At 61.6% G+C, this 14,740-nt stretch carries 13 protein-coding genes; 7 read left to right on the top strand and 6 right to left on the bottom strand.

Annotated features, from left to right (window positions below; all coding sequences use genetic code 11):
• Window positions 1-40: 40 nt before the first annotated feature.
• Complete coding sequence (locus tag AAGS40_RS24205; protein WP_345815544.1) at window positions 41-961, top strand: hypothetical protein; 921 nt, start codon at window positions 41-43, stop codon at window positions 959-961.
• Between the two features lie 189 nt (window positions 962-1,150).
• Here the strand turns inward: AAGS40_RS24205 and acnA are convergent, their stop codons facing one another.
• The 6 genes from acnA to AAGS40_RS24175 form a co-directional block, all read right to left on the bottom strand.
• Complete coding sequence (gene acnA / locus AAGS40_RS24200; protein WP_345815543.1) at window positions 1,151-3,868, bottom strand: aconitate hydratase AcnA; 2,718 nt, start codon at window positions 3,866-3,868, stop codon at window positions 1,151-1,153.
• Window positions 3,869-3,908: 40 nt separating this feature from the next.
• Window positions 3,909-5,360 carry a bifunctional 2-methylcitrate dehydratase/aconitate hydratase gene (locus AAGS40_RS24195; RefSeq protein WP_345815542.1) on the bottom strand — a complete coding sequence of 484 codons (1,452 nt, stop codon included), beginning with the start codon at window positions 5,358-5,360 and terminating at the stop codon, window positions 3,909-3,911.
• A gap of 24 nt (window positions 5,361-5,384) precedes the next feature.
• A complete protein-coding gene (locus AAGS40_RS24190; protein ID WP_345815541.1) occupies window positions 5,385-5,888 on the bottom strand; it encodes a hypothetical protein in 504 nt (167 codons plus the stop codon).
• Between the two features lie 101 nt (window positions 5,889-5,989).
• Window positions 5,990-7,177, bottom strand: coding sequence for a 2-methylcitrate synthase (gene prpC / locus AAGS40_RS24185; protein ID WP_345815540.1), 1,188 nt, complete (start codon window positions 7,175-7,177; stop codon window positions 5,990-5,992).
• 172 nt (window positions 7,178-7,349) lie between these two features.
• A complete protein-coding gene (locus AAGS40_RS24180) occupies window positions 7,350-8,366 on the bottom strand; it encodes an aldolase/citrate lyase family protein (RefSeq protein WP_345815539.1) in 1,017 nt (338 codons plus the stop codon).
• A 299-nt stretch (window positions 8,367-8,665) separates the two neighbouring features.
• Window positions 8,666-9,649 carry a malate dehydrogenase gene (locus AAGS40_RS24175; RefSeq protein ID WP_345815538.1) on the bottom strand — a complete coding sequence of 328 codons (984 nt, stop codon included), beginning with the start codon at window positions 9,647-9,649 and terminating at the stop codon, window positions 8,666-8,668.
• Window positions 9,650-10,188: 539 nt separating this feature from the next.
• Here AAGS40_RS24175 and AAGS40_RS24170 point away from each other — a divergent pair.
• The 6 genes from AAGS40_RS24170 to AAGS40_RS24145 all read left to right on the top strand — a co-directional run bounded on the left by AAGS40_RS24170 (window position 10,189) and on the right by AAGS40_RS24145 (window position 14,717).
• Window positions 10,189-10,989 carry a GntR family transcriptional regulator gene (locus AAGS40_RS24170; RefSeq protein ID WP_345815537.1) on the top strand — a complete coding sequence of 267 codons (801 nt, stop codon included), beginning with the start codon at window positions 10,189-10,191 and terminating at the stop codon, window positions 10,987-10,989.
• Window positions 10,990-11,145: 156 nt separating this feature from the next.
• Window positions 11,146-11,562: a succinate dehydrogenase, cytochrome b556 subunit gene (gene sdhC / locus AAGS40_RS24165; protein ID WP_345815536.1), complete on the top strand. Its 417-nt coding sequence runs from the start codon at window positions 11,146-11,148 to the stop codon at window positions 11,560-11,562.
• 3 nt (window positions 11,563-11,565) lie between these two features.
• Window positions 11,566-11,934, top strand: a complete 369-nt coding sequence (gene sdhD / locus AAGS40_RS24160) for a succinate dehydrogenase, hydrophobic membrane anchor protein (RefSeq protein ID WP_345815535.1) — start codon at window positions 11,566-11,568, stop codon at window positions 11,932-11,934.
• Between the two features lie 4 nt (window positions 11,935-11,938).
• Window positions 11,939-13,714: a succinate dehydrogenase flavoprotein subunit gene (sdhA, locus tag AAGS40_RS24155; RefSeq protein ID WP_345815534.1), complete on the top strand. Its 1,776-nt coding sequence runs from the start codon at window positions 11,939-11,941 to the stop codon at window positions 13,712-13,714.
• A gap of 24 nt (window positions 13,715-13,738) precedes the next feature.
• A complete protein-coding gene (locus AAGS40_RS24150) occupies window positions 13,739-14,443 on the top strand; it encodes a succinate dehydrogenase iron-sulfur subunit (protein ID WP_345815533.1) in 705 nt (234 codons plus the stop codon).
• Between the two features lies 1 nt (window position 14,444).
• Window positions 14,445-14,717: a succinate dehydrogenase assembly factor 2 gene (locus tag AAGS40_RS24145; protein WP_345815532.1), complete on the top strand. Its 273-nt coding sequence runs from the start codon at window positions 14,445-14,447 to the stop codon at window positions 14,715-14,717.
• Window positions 14,718-14,740: the final 23 nt, after the last annotated feature.

Raw genomic sequence — 14,740 nt, 5'->3', positions numbered from 1 at the left:
ACATACGCAAGCGGTTCGGCCTGATCCGCACGCTGCGCCGTTGAATGCCGCGCAGCAGGCTGTCCGGAATGCCGTGCAGCGCAAGAATCCGTTGACGCCGCCACCGCCGCCAAAGTTCGTGTTTCTCTACAAGCTGCCGTCGCCGCCAGATGTTTCCGAGCGCTTTGCGTCGCACCTTGCGGAGGTCAGGCGGTATCTCGAGCCGGCCCGGGCGCGCCATCAGTCGTCACGTTCTGACCATGTGCTCGGCGTGACGATTTTCGTCGCCTGCAGCATCGCGCTTGCGTGGTTGTTGGCCACCTGCTCGGCGCATGACGGCGGTCGTCCCGCAATCGTTGCGTCGTCGTCGTTAGCGTCGCCGACCAAGGCTGTTCCGGCTGGCGTCCACGCACGCGATCAGGTTGAAGCTGCATCGCCGCGAATTGACACAGCACTGAAGGCACCACTAGAGGCGCCAGAACGCGCACGACAAAGCGCACGGCGAAGGGGTCCGCAGAGCCTCTCGCCGGCAGCATCAACGATCCCACAGACACCACTGCCAACCACGCTGGAACCGCTGGTTCAGCAGATCCCCCAGTCGCAGAAATTGGCAAAGGCGTCCGCGAGCGCGGCCATGCCGCGCCACACCGCAAAGGCAAAGCGCAGGATCACCGTCGCTGGGCAAGTAACCCACAACGCACGTTCGGCTAACCTCCCGCCAGCCGCCCCGACACTGAGCGGCCTCTTCGAACGTTTCCCGCCGGCCGACCCATCGACCACGCTGCAGACGACGGCACGCCCGTCGTCGAAGGCGGACAGCGTTGCGCAAATGGCGTTATCCGCCTGGGCGGCGCGGCAACGCAGCCCACGCATGTCCACTCGCGCACGCATCCACGTGCCGGCCGAATCCGACTGGAATGGCCACATGACGCAGCGTCGGATCACCGACAATCCAAAAGCATTCCAGTCCGCACCCGATTGATCGCTGCGGCACTTGAAAGGCTTCATTCAGCCGCTACCGCCAGCGCCGAACTCCAACCGCAAAAACCCGAAAAAAAAGCCCGACCAAGGTCGGGCTTTCAAAGTCGGCTGCGCCCTCCACAGGACGCAGCCCCTGCAAACCAGCCAAGGCCGTTCGCGTGACCGCCTGCTTAAGCGGTCACCCGCACACTCAAGCAGCCAGCAGCGAACGCAGCACGAACGGCAGAATCCCGCCGTGCTTGTAGTAGTCGACTTCAATCGGCGTATCGATACGCAGCAGCACCGGCACGCGCTTCTCGTCGCCGTCCTTGCCGCGAATCACCAGCGTGACTTCCTGTTGCGGCTTGAAGTCCGCGCCGAGGCCTTCGATGTCATACGTTTCTTCGCCGGTAATGCCGAGCGATTGCACGCTGTCCGAGCCCTTGAATTGCAGCGGCAGAACGCCCATGCCGACGAGGTTCGAACGGTGAATCCGCTCGAAGCTGCGTGCGACCACCGCCTTCACGCCCAGCAGTTGCGTACCCTTGGCCGCCCAGTCACGCGACGAGCCCGTGCCGTACTCTTCGCCCGCGAACACGATGGTCGGCGTGCCGGCGTCGATGTACTTCATCGCTGCGTCATAGATCGACAGCTGTTCGCCGCTCGGCTGGTGAATCGTCAGGCCGCCTTCCACGCGCGAGCCGTCAGCCTTGGCCGGAATCATCAGGTTCTTGATCCGGACGTTTGCGAACGTGCCGCGCATCATCACGTCGTGGTTGCCGCGGCGCGAGCCGTAGCTGTTGAAGTCGGCCTTCTGCACGCCGTTTTCCTTCAGCCACTTGCCAGCCGGCGAATCTTCCTTGATCGAGCCAGCCGGGCTGATGTGGTCGGTCGTGACCGAGTCACCGAAAATGCCCAGTGCCCGTGCGTCCTTCACGGCGGCGATGCTGTCTGCCGGCGTCATCGAGAAGTCCTTGCCGAAGAACGGCGGCTCGGCGATATAGGTCGACTTCGGCCAGTCGTACACCTGACCTTCTTCGCCTTCGATCTTGCTCCACAGGTCGCCCTTCTTGGTCAGCGACGAGTAGTTCTTGCGGAACGCGTCGGCGTCCAGCGCGAACTTGAGCAGCGCGTTGACTTCTTCGCTGGTCGGCCAGATGTCGCCGAGGTAGATGTCCTTGCCGCCCTTGCCCTTGCCGACCGGTTCGGTCATCAGGTCGCGCGTGATGTTGCCGGCGATCGCGTAAGCCACGACCAGCGGCGGCGAAGCCAGGAAGTTCGCGCGGATGTTCGGGTGAATACGCGCTTCGAAGTTACGGTTGCCTGACAGCACGGCGGCCGCGACGATGTCGTTCTTCGTGATCGCTTCGTTCAGTTCCGGCGTCAGGTCGCCCGCGTTGCCGATACAGGTCGTGCAGCCGTAAGCGGCCAGCGTGAAGCCCAGCTTGTCCAGGTACTTCAGCAGGTCGGTCTTCGTCAGGTACTCGGTGACGATACGCGATCCCGGTGCGAGCGACGTCTTGATGTGCGGCGCGACCGTCAGGCCGGCTTCCACCGCCTTCTTTGCCAGCAGGCCGGCGGCCAGCAGCACGCTCGGGTTCGACGTGTTGGTGCACGACGTGATGGCGGCGATCAGCACGTCGCCGTTCTTCACGTCGACGCCGTTGCTCGTGGTGTACTGCGCGTCGAGGTCTTCCGACTTCTTGGCGAAGCCGTTTTCCGCAACCGGCTTCGAAAACAGATCGCTGAAGGTCGACTTCACATGGCCGATTTCGATGCGGTCTTGCGGACGCTTCGGGCCAGCCAGCGACGGTGCCACCGTGCCGAGATCGAGCGTGACGACCTTCGTGTAGTCGATGTCGCCTTCGTTCGGAATGCCGAACAGGTTCTGGGCCTTGAAGTAGTTCTCGAACGCGGAAATTTCAGCGTCCGTGCGGCCCGTGCCCTTGAAGTAGTCGATGGTTTTTTCGTCGACCGGGAAAAAGCCCATGGTGGCGCCGTATTCCGGCGCCATATTGCCGATCGTCGCGCGGTCCGGCAGCGACAGCGAGCGCGTGCCTTCGCCGAAGAACTCGACGAACTTGCCGACCACCTTTTCCTTACGCAGCAGTTCCGTGATGGTCAGCACCAGGTCGGTAGCCGTCACGCCTTCACGCAGTTTGCCCTTCAGGTTCACGCCGACCACGTCCGGCGTCAGGAAGTACACCGGCTGGCCAAGCATGCCGGCTTCTGCCTCGATACCGCCCACGCCCCAACCCACCACGCCGATGCCGTTGATCATCGTGGTGTGGCTATCCGTGCCGACCAGCGAATCCGGGTAGTACACCGTGTCCGCGCCTTCGGCCTTCTTGTGCACGCCGCGTGCAAGGTATTCCAGATTCACCTGGTGAACGATACCGACGCCCGGGGGCACGACCTTGAACGTGTCGAATGCCTGCATGCCCCACTTCATGAACTGGTAGCGCTCGTTGTTGCGCTGGAATTCCAGCTTCATGTTCAGGTCGAGCGCGTTCTTTTCGCGGAAGTGATCGATCTGCACCGAGTGATCGACGACCAGATCGACCGGGACCAGCGGCTCGATCGACTTCGGATCCTTGCCCATGTGCTTTGCGACGCCACGCATTGCCGCGATGTCGGCGAGCAGCGGCACGCCGGTGAAGTCCTGCAGCACGACGCGCGACACCACGAACGGGATTTCGTCGACGCGCGCGGCGCTCGGCTTCCAGTTCGCCAGTTGTTCGATGTGTTCTTCGGCGATCTTCTTGCCGTCGTAATTACGCAGCACCGATTCCAGCACGATACGGATCGAAACCGGCAGACGGTCGATCTTGAGGTTCAGCGCCTTGCCGAGTTGCGGCAGGGAGTAGAACTTGCCTTTGCCGGAACCGCTGTCGAATTCCTTGAGCGTTTTGTGGAGGTTGTGGGCCATGGTGTTTTCCTTGGTTTGATCGCGGAACTACAGTACTTGACTAGATGACGTACAAATCGACGTACTCATTGACCGGCATGGCTTCGAGCCTTGCCTGGTCGAGCGACACGTCGAGAATCGCCAGTTGTTGCCTGACCGGAAAGCGGCGCGCGAGGTTGGTCCTGAACTTCTCGACCAGCAGCGGAATGCCTTCTTCGCGGCGACGCTTATGCCCGATCGGGTATTCGACAACGACTTCGTCGAACTTCGACCCGTCGTTGAATTCGATCGTCAATGCATTGGCGATCGAACGCTTCTCCGGATCGTGATAATCCTGCGTGAACTGCGCGTCCTCGACGCATTCCATCTTGCTGCGCAGTATGTCGATGCGCGCGTCCTGCGCGACCGAATCTTCATAGTCCGCCGCGGTCAGCCGGCCGTGGATCAGCGGCACCGCGATCATGTACTGGATGCAATGATCGCGGTCGGCCGGGTTGTTCAGCGGCCCCTTTTTGTCGATGATGCGGATCGCGGCTTCATGCGTGCGAATGACGAGGCGGCTGATGTCTTCGACGCGCCTGCCTTCGGCAGCGAGTTGCGCGTGCAGCTTCATGGCCGCTTCCACCGCCGTCTGCGCGTGGAATTCTGCCGGAAAAGAAATCTTGAAGAGCACGTTTTCCATCACATACGAGCCGTATGGACGCTGAAACCGGAATGCGTTGCCCTTGAACAACACGTCGTAGAAGCCCCACGTCTTCGCGGTGAGCACCGATGGATAGCCCATCTCGCCCGTTCTCGCGATCAGCGCAAGGCGGACGGCGCGCGAGGTCGCGTCGCCAGCGGCCCACGATTTGCGCGAGCCGGTGTTCGGCGCATGCCGGTACGTGCGCAGCGCATGCCCGTCGACGAAGGCGAGCGATACCGCGTTGATCAACTCGTCGCGCGTGAGGCCGATCAGTTGGCCGACCACCGCGGTGGACGCGACCTTCACCAGCAGCACATGGTCGAGCCCGACCTTGTTGAACGAGTTTTCCAGCGCGATACAGCCTTGAATTTCGTGCGCCTTGACCATTGCGATCAAAACGTCTTTCATGTTCAGCGGCTTTTTTCCGCCGGCTATGGCCGTGCGCGACAGCCAGTCGGCCGTGGCCAGGATGCCGCCGAGGTTGTCCGACGGATGACCCCACTCCGCCGCGAGCCAGGTGTCGTTGAAGTCCAGCCAGCGGATCATGGCGCCGATATTGAAGGCGGCCTGTACCGGGTCGAGCTGGAACGACGTGCCGGGCACTTTTGCGCCGTTGGGGACGATCGTGCCCGGCACGATCGGTCCCATCAGCTTGGTGCACGCCGGGTAGGAGAGCGCCTCGAGTCCACAGCCGAGCGTATCGATCAGGCAGTGGCGCGCGGTTTCGAGCGCAAGCGCGCTGTCGATCTGAAATCCCAGCACGTAGTCGACGATATCGACCAGGACTACATCCGGGTCGGGTCGTACGTTGGAAATCGGAGCGGACATCGAGGTTCTTCCTGATGTGACTGATCAGTTCGTCTTGTTGATCGCGTTCGACTGCGTGGGAGCCGGTGCGCCTTGCACCATGGCCGCCGTCTTGCATTCGTCGGCCAGACGCGAGCTGTCCTTGTCCGAGAACAACATGGCCTTGGTCGGGATCACGACCAGATCCATGCCGCTCGCCGCGTCGTGGAAGCGGTCAGCGCCCGTGGTGGTGGCTTCGCGCGGCAGGTTGTAGTTCTTGTTCGCCCAATGAACCGTGACGATCTGGTCACGCTTCATGTCGCCCTTCAATTCGAAAGCCAGGCCTTCGTTGCACGACCACTTTTCCGCACCTTCCGGTACCGGATCGACCTGCGCTTCCTTGGCGGGGTTGACCTTGCGCTTGATCAGGCGTTTGGGCTGCGGACGCTTCGCCGTGGTTTTTGCGGCGGGCTTCGTGGTGGTCGCCGGTTGCGCGGCGGCGTCAGTCGCGACGGACAGCATCGTCGTGGACAGGGCGCCAATCACGGCGGCGATCATCAGCTTATTCATGGAGAAAACCTTTCTATCTAATTTCAGTTGAACGCGCGAGCTACCGGTCCTGGCGACCGCGCGGGTTGAACTGCACGCGCTTTCAAAGCGCACAGCGACCGCTATTTTCTCCTATTTAGCGGTAAATACTTCAAATTCTCAGGCCCGGTGTAATTCGCACTCGGGCGGATGATCTTGTTGTCGACCCGCTGCTCGATGATGTGCGCGCTCCAGCCGGCCGTGCGCGCAATCACGAAGAGCGGTGTGAACATCGCCGTGGGCACGCCCATCATGTGGTACGACACCGCGCTGAACCAGTCCAGGTTCGGGAACATCTTCTTCGCTTCCCACATCACCGATTCCAGCCGCTCGGCAATGCTGTACAGCTTGTTGTCGCCCGCGTCTTTCGACAGCTTCTTCGCGATCTCCTTGATGAGCTTGTTGCGCGGGTCGGAAATCGTGTACACCGGATGGCCGAAGCCGATCACCACTTCCCTGTTCTCGACGCGCCTGCGGATGTCCGCTTCGGCTTCGTCGGCGTTCTGGTAACGCGACTGGATCTCGAAGGCGACCTCGTTGGCGCCGCCGTGCTTCGGGCCGCGCAGCGCGCCGATCGCGCCCGTGATGGCCGAGTACATGTCCGAGCCCGTGCCCGCGATCACGCGGGCCGTGAAGGTCGACGCGTTGAACTCGTGTTCGGCATACAGGTTCAGCGACACGTGCATCGCATCGACCCACGCCTTCGACGGCTCCACGCCGTGCAGCAGATGCAGGAAGTGGCCGCCGATCGAGTCGTCGTCGGTTTCCACCTCGATGCGCCTGCCGTTGTGCGAGTAGTGATACCAGTAGAGCAGCATCGAGCCGAGCGAGGCCATCAGCCTGTCGGCGATGTCGCGCGCGCCCGGCAGGTTGTGGTCGTCCTTCTCCGGCAGCACGGTGCCGAGCGCCGACACGCCGGTGCGCATCACGTCCATCGGGTGGGCGGCGGCCGGGATCCATTCCAGCGCGGCCTTGACGTTCGCGGGCAGGCCGCGCAGCGCCTTCAGTTTGATCTTGTACGCGGTGAGTTCGGCCTGGGTGGGCAGCTTGCCGTGCACCAGCAGATAGGCGATCTCCTCGAATTCGCAGTTTCCGGCGATGTCGAGGATGTCGTAGCCGCGGTAATGCAGGTCGTTGCCCGTCTTGCCGACCGTGCACAGGGCCGTGTTGCCCGCCGTGACGCCGGACAGCGCGACGGATTTCTTCGGCTTGAAAGCGCCTTTGGGTTCGTCTCCGCCTTGTGTGCCTGCGGTTTGCGTCGTCTCGCTCATCTCCCGAAATCTCCTGTGTGCGTGCTTGTTTCCGGTTGAACTGCTATGTCTTCAAGGCTGGCTACATGTTGCACTGCGCGATCCCGTGGCCGATCGGCCACGGCGCCGCTCGTACTATCAACGGCCTGCCTGGCGTCATCCAGATAGCGCTGGGCAGGCTTCCCGCTCCGCATCATGAGCCGGCTGGCATGTCAGTACCCACTTTCGTGAAAAGCGGCGCCGCGTCTTGCGGCACGTCGCGGCCGGTGGACTGCGCGCGACGCAGCACCGACCAGTAATACCGGTAGCTGGCGCGATCGTGCAGTGTGTCGTGATGGCGTGTAGGACCCCAATGCGCGGACTGCGCGGCCAGCAGAATTTCAGTGGCAATAGCGATTTCCTCGTCGCGCGGGGCAAAGGCAGCGACGATCGCTTCGATCTGCGACGGGTGGATGCTCCACATGCGCGTGTAGCCGAACTCGTTGCGGGCGCGCGCGGCGTCGTTCGCGACTACGCTCATATCGCGCACTTCCGTGCTCACGTTGTGCGACGGCACCTTGCCGTACGCGTGACACGCGGCCGAGATCTCCAGCTTCGCGCGACGCACGAGCGGGTGGTCGAACTGGCCGGGCGAGCGCATCGCGGTGTCGGGAATCGCGCCGTCATGCGCGGAGACGAAATCCATCAGGCCGAAGCTGAGCGCTTCCACGCCGGGGAGGGCGGCCAGATCGAAAACGCGGGTGAGCGCACCGTGCGTTTCGACCAGCAATTGCACCGGCACCGGTTGCGCGATGCCGAGTTCCCGCCGTGTAGCCTCGATGAACGCGACCATTTCGGCGGCGTCCGGCACATTACGGATCTTGGGCAGCGTGATGTAAGCGGGCGCACGCTTTGCCGCGCGCAGAATGAGACGGACGTCGTCGCGCCAATGGGCGTGATCGAAGTCGTGAATCCGCACGCCGACGCGACCGAAGCGGTCGTGCTCGCTGCCGAGCAGCGACGCCACCAGTTCGGCATGTTCGGCTTCGCGGCCCACCTGGGCGCCGTCTTCGCAGTCGAGCGTAATGTCGAAGACCGGTCCCAACTGCTGCTGCAACGCAAGCGATTTGAGCATCAGCTTTTCGCTGCCCGCGTAGTGATCGCAGGCAGGCAGCACAGCGGGCGGCGCTTCGCCGTCAAACAGCACTTCGGCGGGTGTGAGGGCGCGCATCTTCGGCGTCAGGAGCGTGATGGTCGTTGGGGAAAGCTGATTCGGGCGCGCTCTGCGTCTGCTGAAATTCAGCAAGTGGGGAGCAAAGCGCGTTCGGATCAGGTGCGAATACGGGCACGAAGCAGGCTGGTTTGAGCCGTTGGACCTGCGTTGCGCCGGCATTTGCACTGACTACTGGAACGCTTCGCGGTGACGCAGGTGTGGCGCTGTGCGTTGCGTCACCGCTTCACGCCGGGCCGCCAGAAACTGCCTGCCGGCCCGGCGCTTTTCCGGGCATTCCAGACTGCTCGCGCAGGCACTTAGTCGAGCAGGTGTTGAACGCCTTCGCGCTCTTCCAGCAACTCGTTTAGCGTGCCGTCCATCTTCTCGCGCGAGAACGCGTCGATTTCCAGACCCTCGACGCGCTTGTATTCGCCGTTCTCGCACGTCACCGGCACGCCGTAGATGATGTCTTCCGGAATGCCATACGAGCCATCCGACGGAATACCCATGGTGACCCACTTGCCGTTCGTACCGAGCACCCAGTCGCGCACGTGGTCGATTGCAGCGTTAGCCGCCGACGCCGCCGACGACAGGCCGCGCGCTTCGATAATCGCTGCGCCGCGCTTGCCGACGGTCGGGATGAACGTGTTGCGGTTCCATTCGTCGTCGTTGATGAGCTTGGTCAGGCTCTCGCCTTCCGCCGTTGCAAAGCGGAAATCCGGGTACATGGTCGGCGAGTGATTGCCCCACACGGCCAGCTTTTCGATCGACGCGACCGGCTTGCCCGACTTGGCGGCCAGTTGCGACAGCGCGCGGTTGTGGTCCAGACGCAGCATGGCGGTGAAGTTCTTTTTCGGCAGATCCGGCGCCGACTTCATCGCGATATAGGCATTGGTGTTGGCCGGGTTGCCGACCACCAGCACCTTCACGTCGCGGCTGGCGACTTCGTTCAGCGCCTTGCCCTGAACCGTGAAGATTTCGGCGTTCGCCGACAGCAGGTCTTTACGCTCCATGCCTTTCGAACGCGGACGCGCGCCGACCAGCAAGGCCACGTCTGCATCCTTGAATGCGACTTTCGGATCGTCGGTGATCACGACGCCCGACAGCAGCGGGAATGCGCAATCATCCAGTTCCATCACGACGCCTTTGACGGCGCCTTGCGCTTGCGGCAGGTCGAGCAGTTGCAGGATAACCGGCTGGTCCTTGCCGAGCAGATCGCCGTTGGCGATGCGAAATAGCAGGGAGTAAGCGATTTGACCTGCGGCGCCGGTGACGGCAACGCGCTTTGCGGGCTTAGCCATTGAGAAATCTCCAGGACGATGCGTTAGACGCTAGGGGAAAACGCCATTCTATATGCGCGTTCAGCGAAGCGTTGTGAAACACGGCGGAATTCACTGCTCGCCCGCGGCCGCGAAATTCACGACGGTTGCGTGGCGTGCGTGGCGAGACTGCCATGCCGGAAGCCTGTGCTGCAGAGCGGGGGAAGTGGGCATTGAAACTTCGGGGACGTTGCGACAGCGAGACTTCAAACGCCGGGTAGCCGCTGCACGGTGCGGGCTCCTTGATACAGCGCGTTTCGTCGAACGTCTGGCCAGCGAGTGGCGGCGAATCGAAACCTGAACTGCGTGGGAACGGCATGGTGCAGGGAGGCTGCCAGTGCGTTTGCGGCGCTGCGCCCAACAGCTGACAGCGACCGCCGAAAAGCCTGCAAACCCTTGCTCGACAGGCAGTGTAGGAGTCGTCACACACAAAGTCAACATTATCTTATGTCTTATATAAGACATATCTGTTGCGGGGAAAACCCTAGACGCACCCTGCCGCTTTATGATGAAATGCGCGGATGAATCCGAACCCGGCGAACACCACGAATCCCAATGGCCAAGGGGCCGCGGGAGAAGGTGCATCCGCCGCCGTGCCTGCTGCTTCGCCCACTTTCAGCCCGCTATATCAACAGATCAAAGGTCTGATTACACAGAGTCTTGAAAGCGGCGAATGGAAGCCTGGCGAGATCATTCCCAGTGAAGTCGAACTGGCGGCCAGATTCAAGGTTAGCCAAGGGACGGTGCGCAAAGCCATCGACGAACTGGCTGCAGATAACCTGCTCGTACGGCGCCAGGGCAAAGGTACGTTTGTTGCGACGCACAACGAAGAGCGTGCTCAGTTTCGCTTCCTGAGGTTACTGGCCGATGACGGCGCGGAGCATCCGCACGTCAGCCGTCTGCTGGAGTGCCGGCGCTTGCGTGCGTCTGCGGATATCGCGCGTCAGCTGGATCTGAAGCCTGCGGAGCCGGTCGTGCTGATCAGGCGTCTGCTGCAGTTCGACGGCGAAGTGACCGTCCTCGATGAAATCTGGCTGCCAGGTGCCGTGTTCCGGGGGCTCACGCTCGAGCGGCTGTCGGAGTACAAGGGTCCCCTGTACGCGATGTTCGAGACCGAGTTCGGCACGCGCATGATTCGCGCGACGGAAAAAATCCGCGCAGTGGCCGCCGAGCCCACCGTGGCTGATCTGCTGGGTGTGCCTACGGGTTTTCCGTTGCTATCGGTCGAGCGCGTGTCCTATACATATGGAGACCGGCCGGTCGAGGTGCGCCGCGGCTGGTATGTCACAACCGGGTATTACTATCAGAACGATCTAAGCTGAGACAGGATGAAAAGGGTGCTGCGTCCCACACGCACGCCTGTTTGAAGGCGCCTTCATCACGCACGCTCCAGCGGACCTGTGGTGGTTTTCGCTGCAGCGCGATATAAAAAGGCGCTAAAATTGCGGATTAGTGTGACTACATAGTAGGGGTCTAGCATGGCTGAAGCCGTAAAAAAACCGAGGCCGGAATTCCGGAACATCGGTATCGGGCAGATATTGACGGCATACCGTCTCCCGCTAGCGGGGCGTGTGTCGATTCTTCATCGCGTGAGCGGTGGTCTGCTTTTTGTTTTTCTTCCGTTCCTGCTGTACCTCTTCGATCAGAGCCTGACTTCTGAATTGAGTTTCGAAGTCTTCAAAGGTTTCCTCTCCAACATCATCGTCAAGCTCATCACGCTCGTTCTGGCGTGGGCCTTCCTGTTCCACTTCTGCGCAGGCGTGCGTCACCTGCTGATGGACACGAATCACAATTCCGTCACGAAGGAAAAGGGCAAGCAGACTTCCATCGTGGTGATGGTCGTGTCGTCGTTGCTCACCATCGCATTCGCGGCAAAACTGTTCGGAGCATTCTAATAAATGTCCTCTCATAACCGAATTGGTTCGAAGCGTCTCGTCGTTGGCGCGCATTACGGTCTGCGCGACTGGCTCGCGCAACGCGTGACCGCCACGATCATGGCGATCTACACGGTCATCCTGCTCGCCTGGTTCTTCGGCGCGCATGATTTCTCGTACGAAGGCTGGGCGTCGATCTTCGCCACGCAATGGATGAAGCTCGCCACCTTCGTCACGCTGCTTGCGCTGTTCTATCACGCATGGGTCGGTATGCGCGACATCTGGATGGACTACGTGAAGCCCGTTGGCGTGCGCCTGTTACTTCAGGCGCTGACGATCGTCTGGCTGCTCGCAAGCGCGGGCTACGCTGCGCAGATTCTCTGGAGAGTGTAAAAGAATGGCTGCAATCAAAAATTCTCTGCCGCGTCGCAAGTTTGACGTGGTTATCGTCGGCGCAGGCGGCTCGGGAATGCGCGCTTCGCTGCAGCTCGCACGCGCCGGTCTGTCGGTTTGCGTGCTGTCCAAGGTGTTCCCCACGCGCTCGCACACGGTTGCGGCTCAGGGCGGAATCGGCGCCTCGCTCGGTAACATGAGCGAAGACAACTGGCATTACCACTTCTACGACACGATCAAGGGTTCCGACTGGCTCGGCGACCAGGACGCGATCGAGTTCATGTGCCGCGAAGCACCGAACGCCGTGTACGAACTCGAACACATGGGCATGCCGTTCGACCGTAACGCCGACGGCACGATCTACCAGCGCCCGTTCGGCGGCCATACCGCGAATTACGGCGAAAAGCCGGTGCAACGCGCTTGCGCGGCTGCTGACCGTACCGGTCACGCGCTGCTGCACACGCTGTATCAGCAAAACGTCGAGGCCAAGACGCAGTTCTTCGTCGAATGGATGGCGCTGGATCTGATCCGCGACGCCGACGGCGACGTGCTCGGCGTGACCGCGCTGGAAATGGAAACCGGCGACGTCTACATCCTCGAAGGCAAGACCACGCTGTTCGCCACGGGCGGCGCAGGCCGGATCTTCGCGGCATCCACGAACGCGTTCATCAATACCGGTGACGGCCTGGGCATGGCCGCGCGTTCGGGCATTGCGCTTCAAGACATGGAATTCTGGCAATTCCACCCGACCGGCGTGGCCGGCGCGGGCGTGCTGATTACCGAAGGCGTGCGTGGCGAAGGCGGCATTCTGCGCAACTCGAACGGCGAGCGTTTCATGGAACGCTACGCGCCGACGCTGAAGGATCTGGCGCCGCGCGACTTTGTTTCGCGTTCGATGGACCAGGAAATCAAGGAAGGCCGTGGCGTAGGTCCGAACAAGGATCACGTGCTGCTCGACCTGTCGCACATCGGTGCGGAGACGATCATGAAGCGTCTGCCGTCGATCCGCGAAATCGCGATGAAGTTCGCGAACGTCGACTGTATCAAGGAGCCGATTCCGGTTGTGCCGACCATCCACTATCAGATGGGCGGTATCCCCACGAACATCAACGGTCAGGTGGTGGGTACGGCGCGGGGTCACGAAGAAGTCGTCAACGGTTTCTACGCAGTGGGCGAATGCTCGTGCGTGTCGGTGCACGGCGCGAACCGTCTCGGCACGAACTCGCTGCTCGACCTCGTGGTGTTCGGCCGTGCGGCTGGCAACCACATCGTCAAGCACGTGAATGACCTGAAAGAGCACAAGCCGCTGCCGGCCGACGCCGCCGACTTCTCGCTGGCGCGTCTGGACAAGCTGGAAAGGTCTTCTTCGGGCGAATACTCGCAAACCGTCGCAGCCGAAATCCGCGCCACGATGCAGGCCCATGCCGGCGTGTTCCGCACGTCGAAGCTGCTGGCCGAGGGCGTCGAGCGTATCCGTGAAGTGGCGGAACGCGCCCAGCATATTCACCTGAAAGACAAGTCGAAGGTGTTCAACACGGCCCGCGTGGAAGCGCTGGAAGTGGAGAACCTGATCGAGGTGGCACGCGCCACGATGGTTTCCGCCGAAGCCCGTAAAGAAAGCCGTGGTGCACACGCGCAGAACGACTTCGAACATCGCGACGACGAAAACTGGCTGCGCCATACACTGTGGTTCAGCGAAGGCGATCGCCTCGACTACAAGCCGGTTCACATGCAACCGCTGACAGTCGAATCGGTTCCGCCGAAGGCGCGGACCTTCTAAGGCACAAGTCAAAGGAATTCAGAAATGGCTAAGCGTACATTTGAAATCTACCGCTACGATCCTGACAAGGACGCGGCGCCGCGCATGCAAACGTATGAGATCGAAATCGACTCGCACGAACGCATGCTGCTGGATGCACTCGTCAAACTGAAGGCTGTCGACGAAACGTTGTCGTTCCGCCGCTCGTGCCGTGAGGGCGTGTGCGGTTCGGACGCCATGAACATCAACGGCAAGAACGGTCTGGCGTGTCTCACGAACCTGAACGATCTGCCGCAAAAGATCGTGCTGCGTCCGCTGCCGGGGCTGCCTGTCGTGCGTGATCTGATCTGCGACTTCACGCAGTTCTTCAACCAGTATCACTCGATCAAGCCGTATCTGATCAACGACACGCCGCCGCCGGAGCGGGAACGTCTGCAGTCGCCGGAAGAACGCGACGAGCTGGACGGTCTGTACGAATGTATCCTGTGCGCCAGCTGCTCGACGTCGTGCCCGAGCTTCTGGTGGAATCCGGACAAGTTCGTCGGCCCCGCCGGCCTGCTGCAGGCCTATCGCTTCATCGCGGACAGCCGCGATCTGGCAACGGGCGAGCGTCTGGACAACCTGGAAGATCCGTACCGTCTGTTCCGTTGCCACACCATTATGAATTGCGTCGACGTTTGCCCGAAGGGCCTGAACCCGACCAAGGCGATTGGCAAGATCAAGGAATTGATGGTGCGCCGCGCGGTCTGAGATGGAAGAAACATCGCATCAGTCCGACCCTCTTCGCCGCGCTCGCCTTCGCTGGCGCGCGCGGCGCGGCCTGCTGGAAAACGATCTGATCTTCGAACGTTTTTTCAGCCGATATGAGCATGACCTCAGCGACGCCGACGTGGGTGCACTTACCCGCCTGCTCGAGCTGAGCGATAACGACCTGATGGACTTGCTGCTTGCGCGCAAGGAACCAGAAGGCGAACTTGCCAGCCCGGACATGATCCGGGTGCTGGAGCTGCTGCGGAACGCATGACCGGCTTGAGCGCGCCGCCTGTT

This window comes from Paraburkholderia sp. PREW-6R (genome assembly GCF_039621805.1).
Taxonomy (GTDB): domain Bacteria; phylum Pseudomonadota; class Gammaproteobacteria; order Burkholderiales; family Burkholderiaceae; genus Paraburkholderia.
The sequence above is the reverse complement of the archived record's forward strand: the minus strand, read 5'-3'. Positions and strand labels throughout refer to the sequence as shown.

Bases quoted from the DNA above. Each gene is read 5' to 3' on its own strand.
- AAGS40_RS24175 (WP_345815538.1), bottom strand. From the start codon at position 9,649: ATGGCTAAGCCCGCAAAGCGCGTTGCCGTCACCGGCGCCGCAGGTCAA.
- prpC (WP_345815540.1), bottom strand. From the start codon at position 7,177: ATGAGCGAGACGACGCAAACCGCAGGCACACAAGGCGGAGACGAACCC.
- sdhD (WP_345815535.1), top strand. From the start codon at position 11,566: ATGTCCTCTCATAACCGAATTGGTTCGAAGCGTCTCGTCGTTGGCGCG.
- AAGS40_RS24195 (WP_345815542.1), bottom strand. From the start codon at position 5,360: ATGTCCGCTCCGATTTCCAACGTACGACCCGACCCGGATGTAGTCCTG.
- AAGS40_RS24180 (WP_345815539.1), bottom strand. From the start codon at position 8,366: ATGCGCGCCCTCACACCCGCCGAAGTGCTGTTTGACGGCGAAGCGCCG.
- AAGS40_RS24190 (WP_345815541.1), bottom strand. From the start codon at position 5,888: ATGAATAAGCTGATGATCGCCGCCGTGATTGGCGCCCTGTCCACGACG.
- AAGS40_RS24145 (WP_345815532.1), top strand. From the start codon at position 14,445: ATGGAAGAAACATCGCATCAGTCCGACCCTCTTCGCCGCGCTCGCCTT.
- AAGS40_RS24150 (WP_345815533.1), top strand. From the start codon at position 13,739: ATGGCTAAGCGTACATTTGAAATCTACCGCTACGATCCTGACAAGGAC.
- acnA (WP_345815543.1), bottom strand. From the start codon at position 3,868: ATGGCCCACAACCTCCACAAAACGCTCAAGGAATTCGACAGCGGTTCC.
- sdhC (WP_345815536.1), top strand. From the start codon at position 11,146: ATGGCTGAAGCCGTAAAAAAACCGAGGCCGGAATTCCGGAACATCGGT.
- sdhA (WP_345815534.1), top strand. From the start codon at position 11,939: ATGGCTGCAATCAAAAATTCTCTGCCGCGTCGCAAGTTTGACGTGGTT.
- AAGS40_RS24170 (WP_345815537.1), top strand. From the start codon at position 10,189: ATGAATCCGAACCCGGCGAACACCACGAATCCCAATGGCCAAGGGGCC.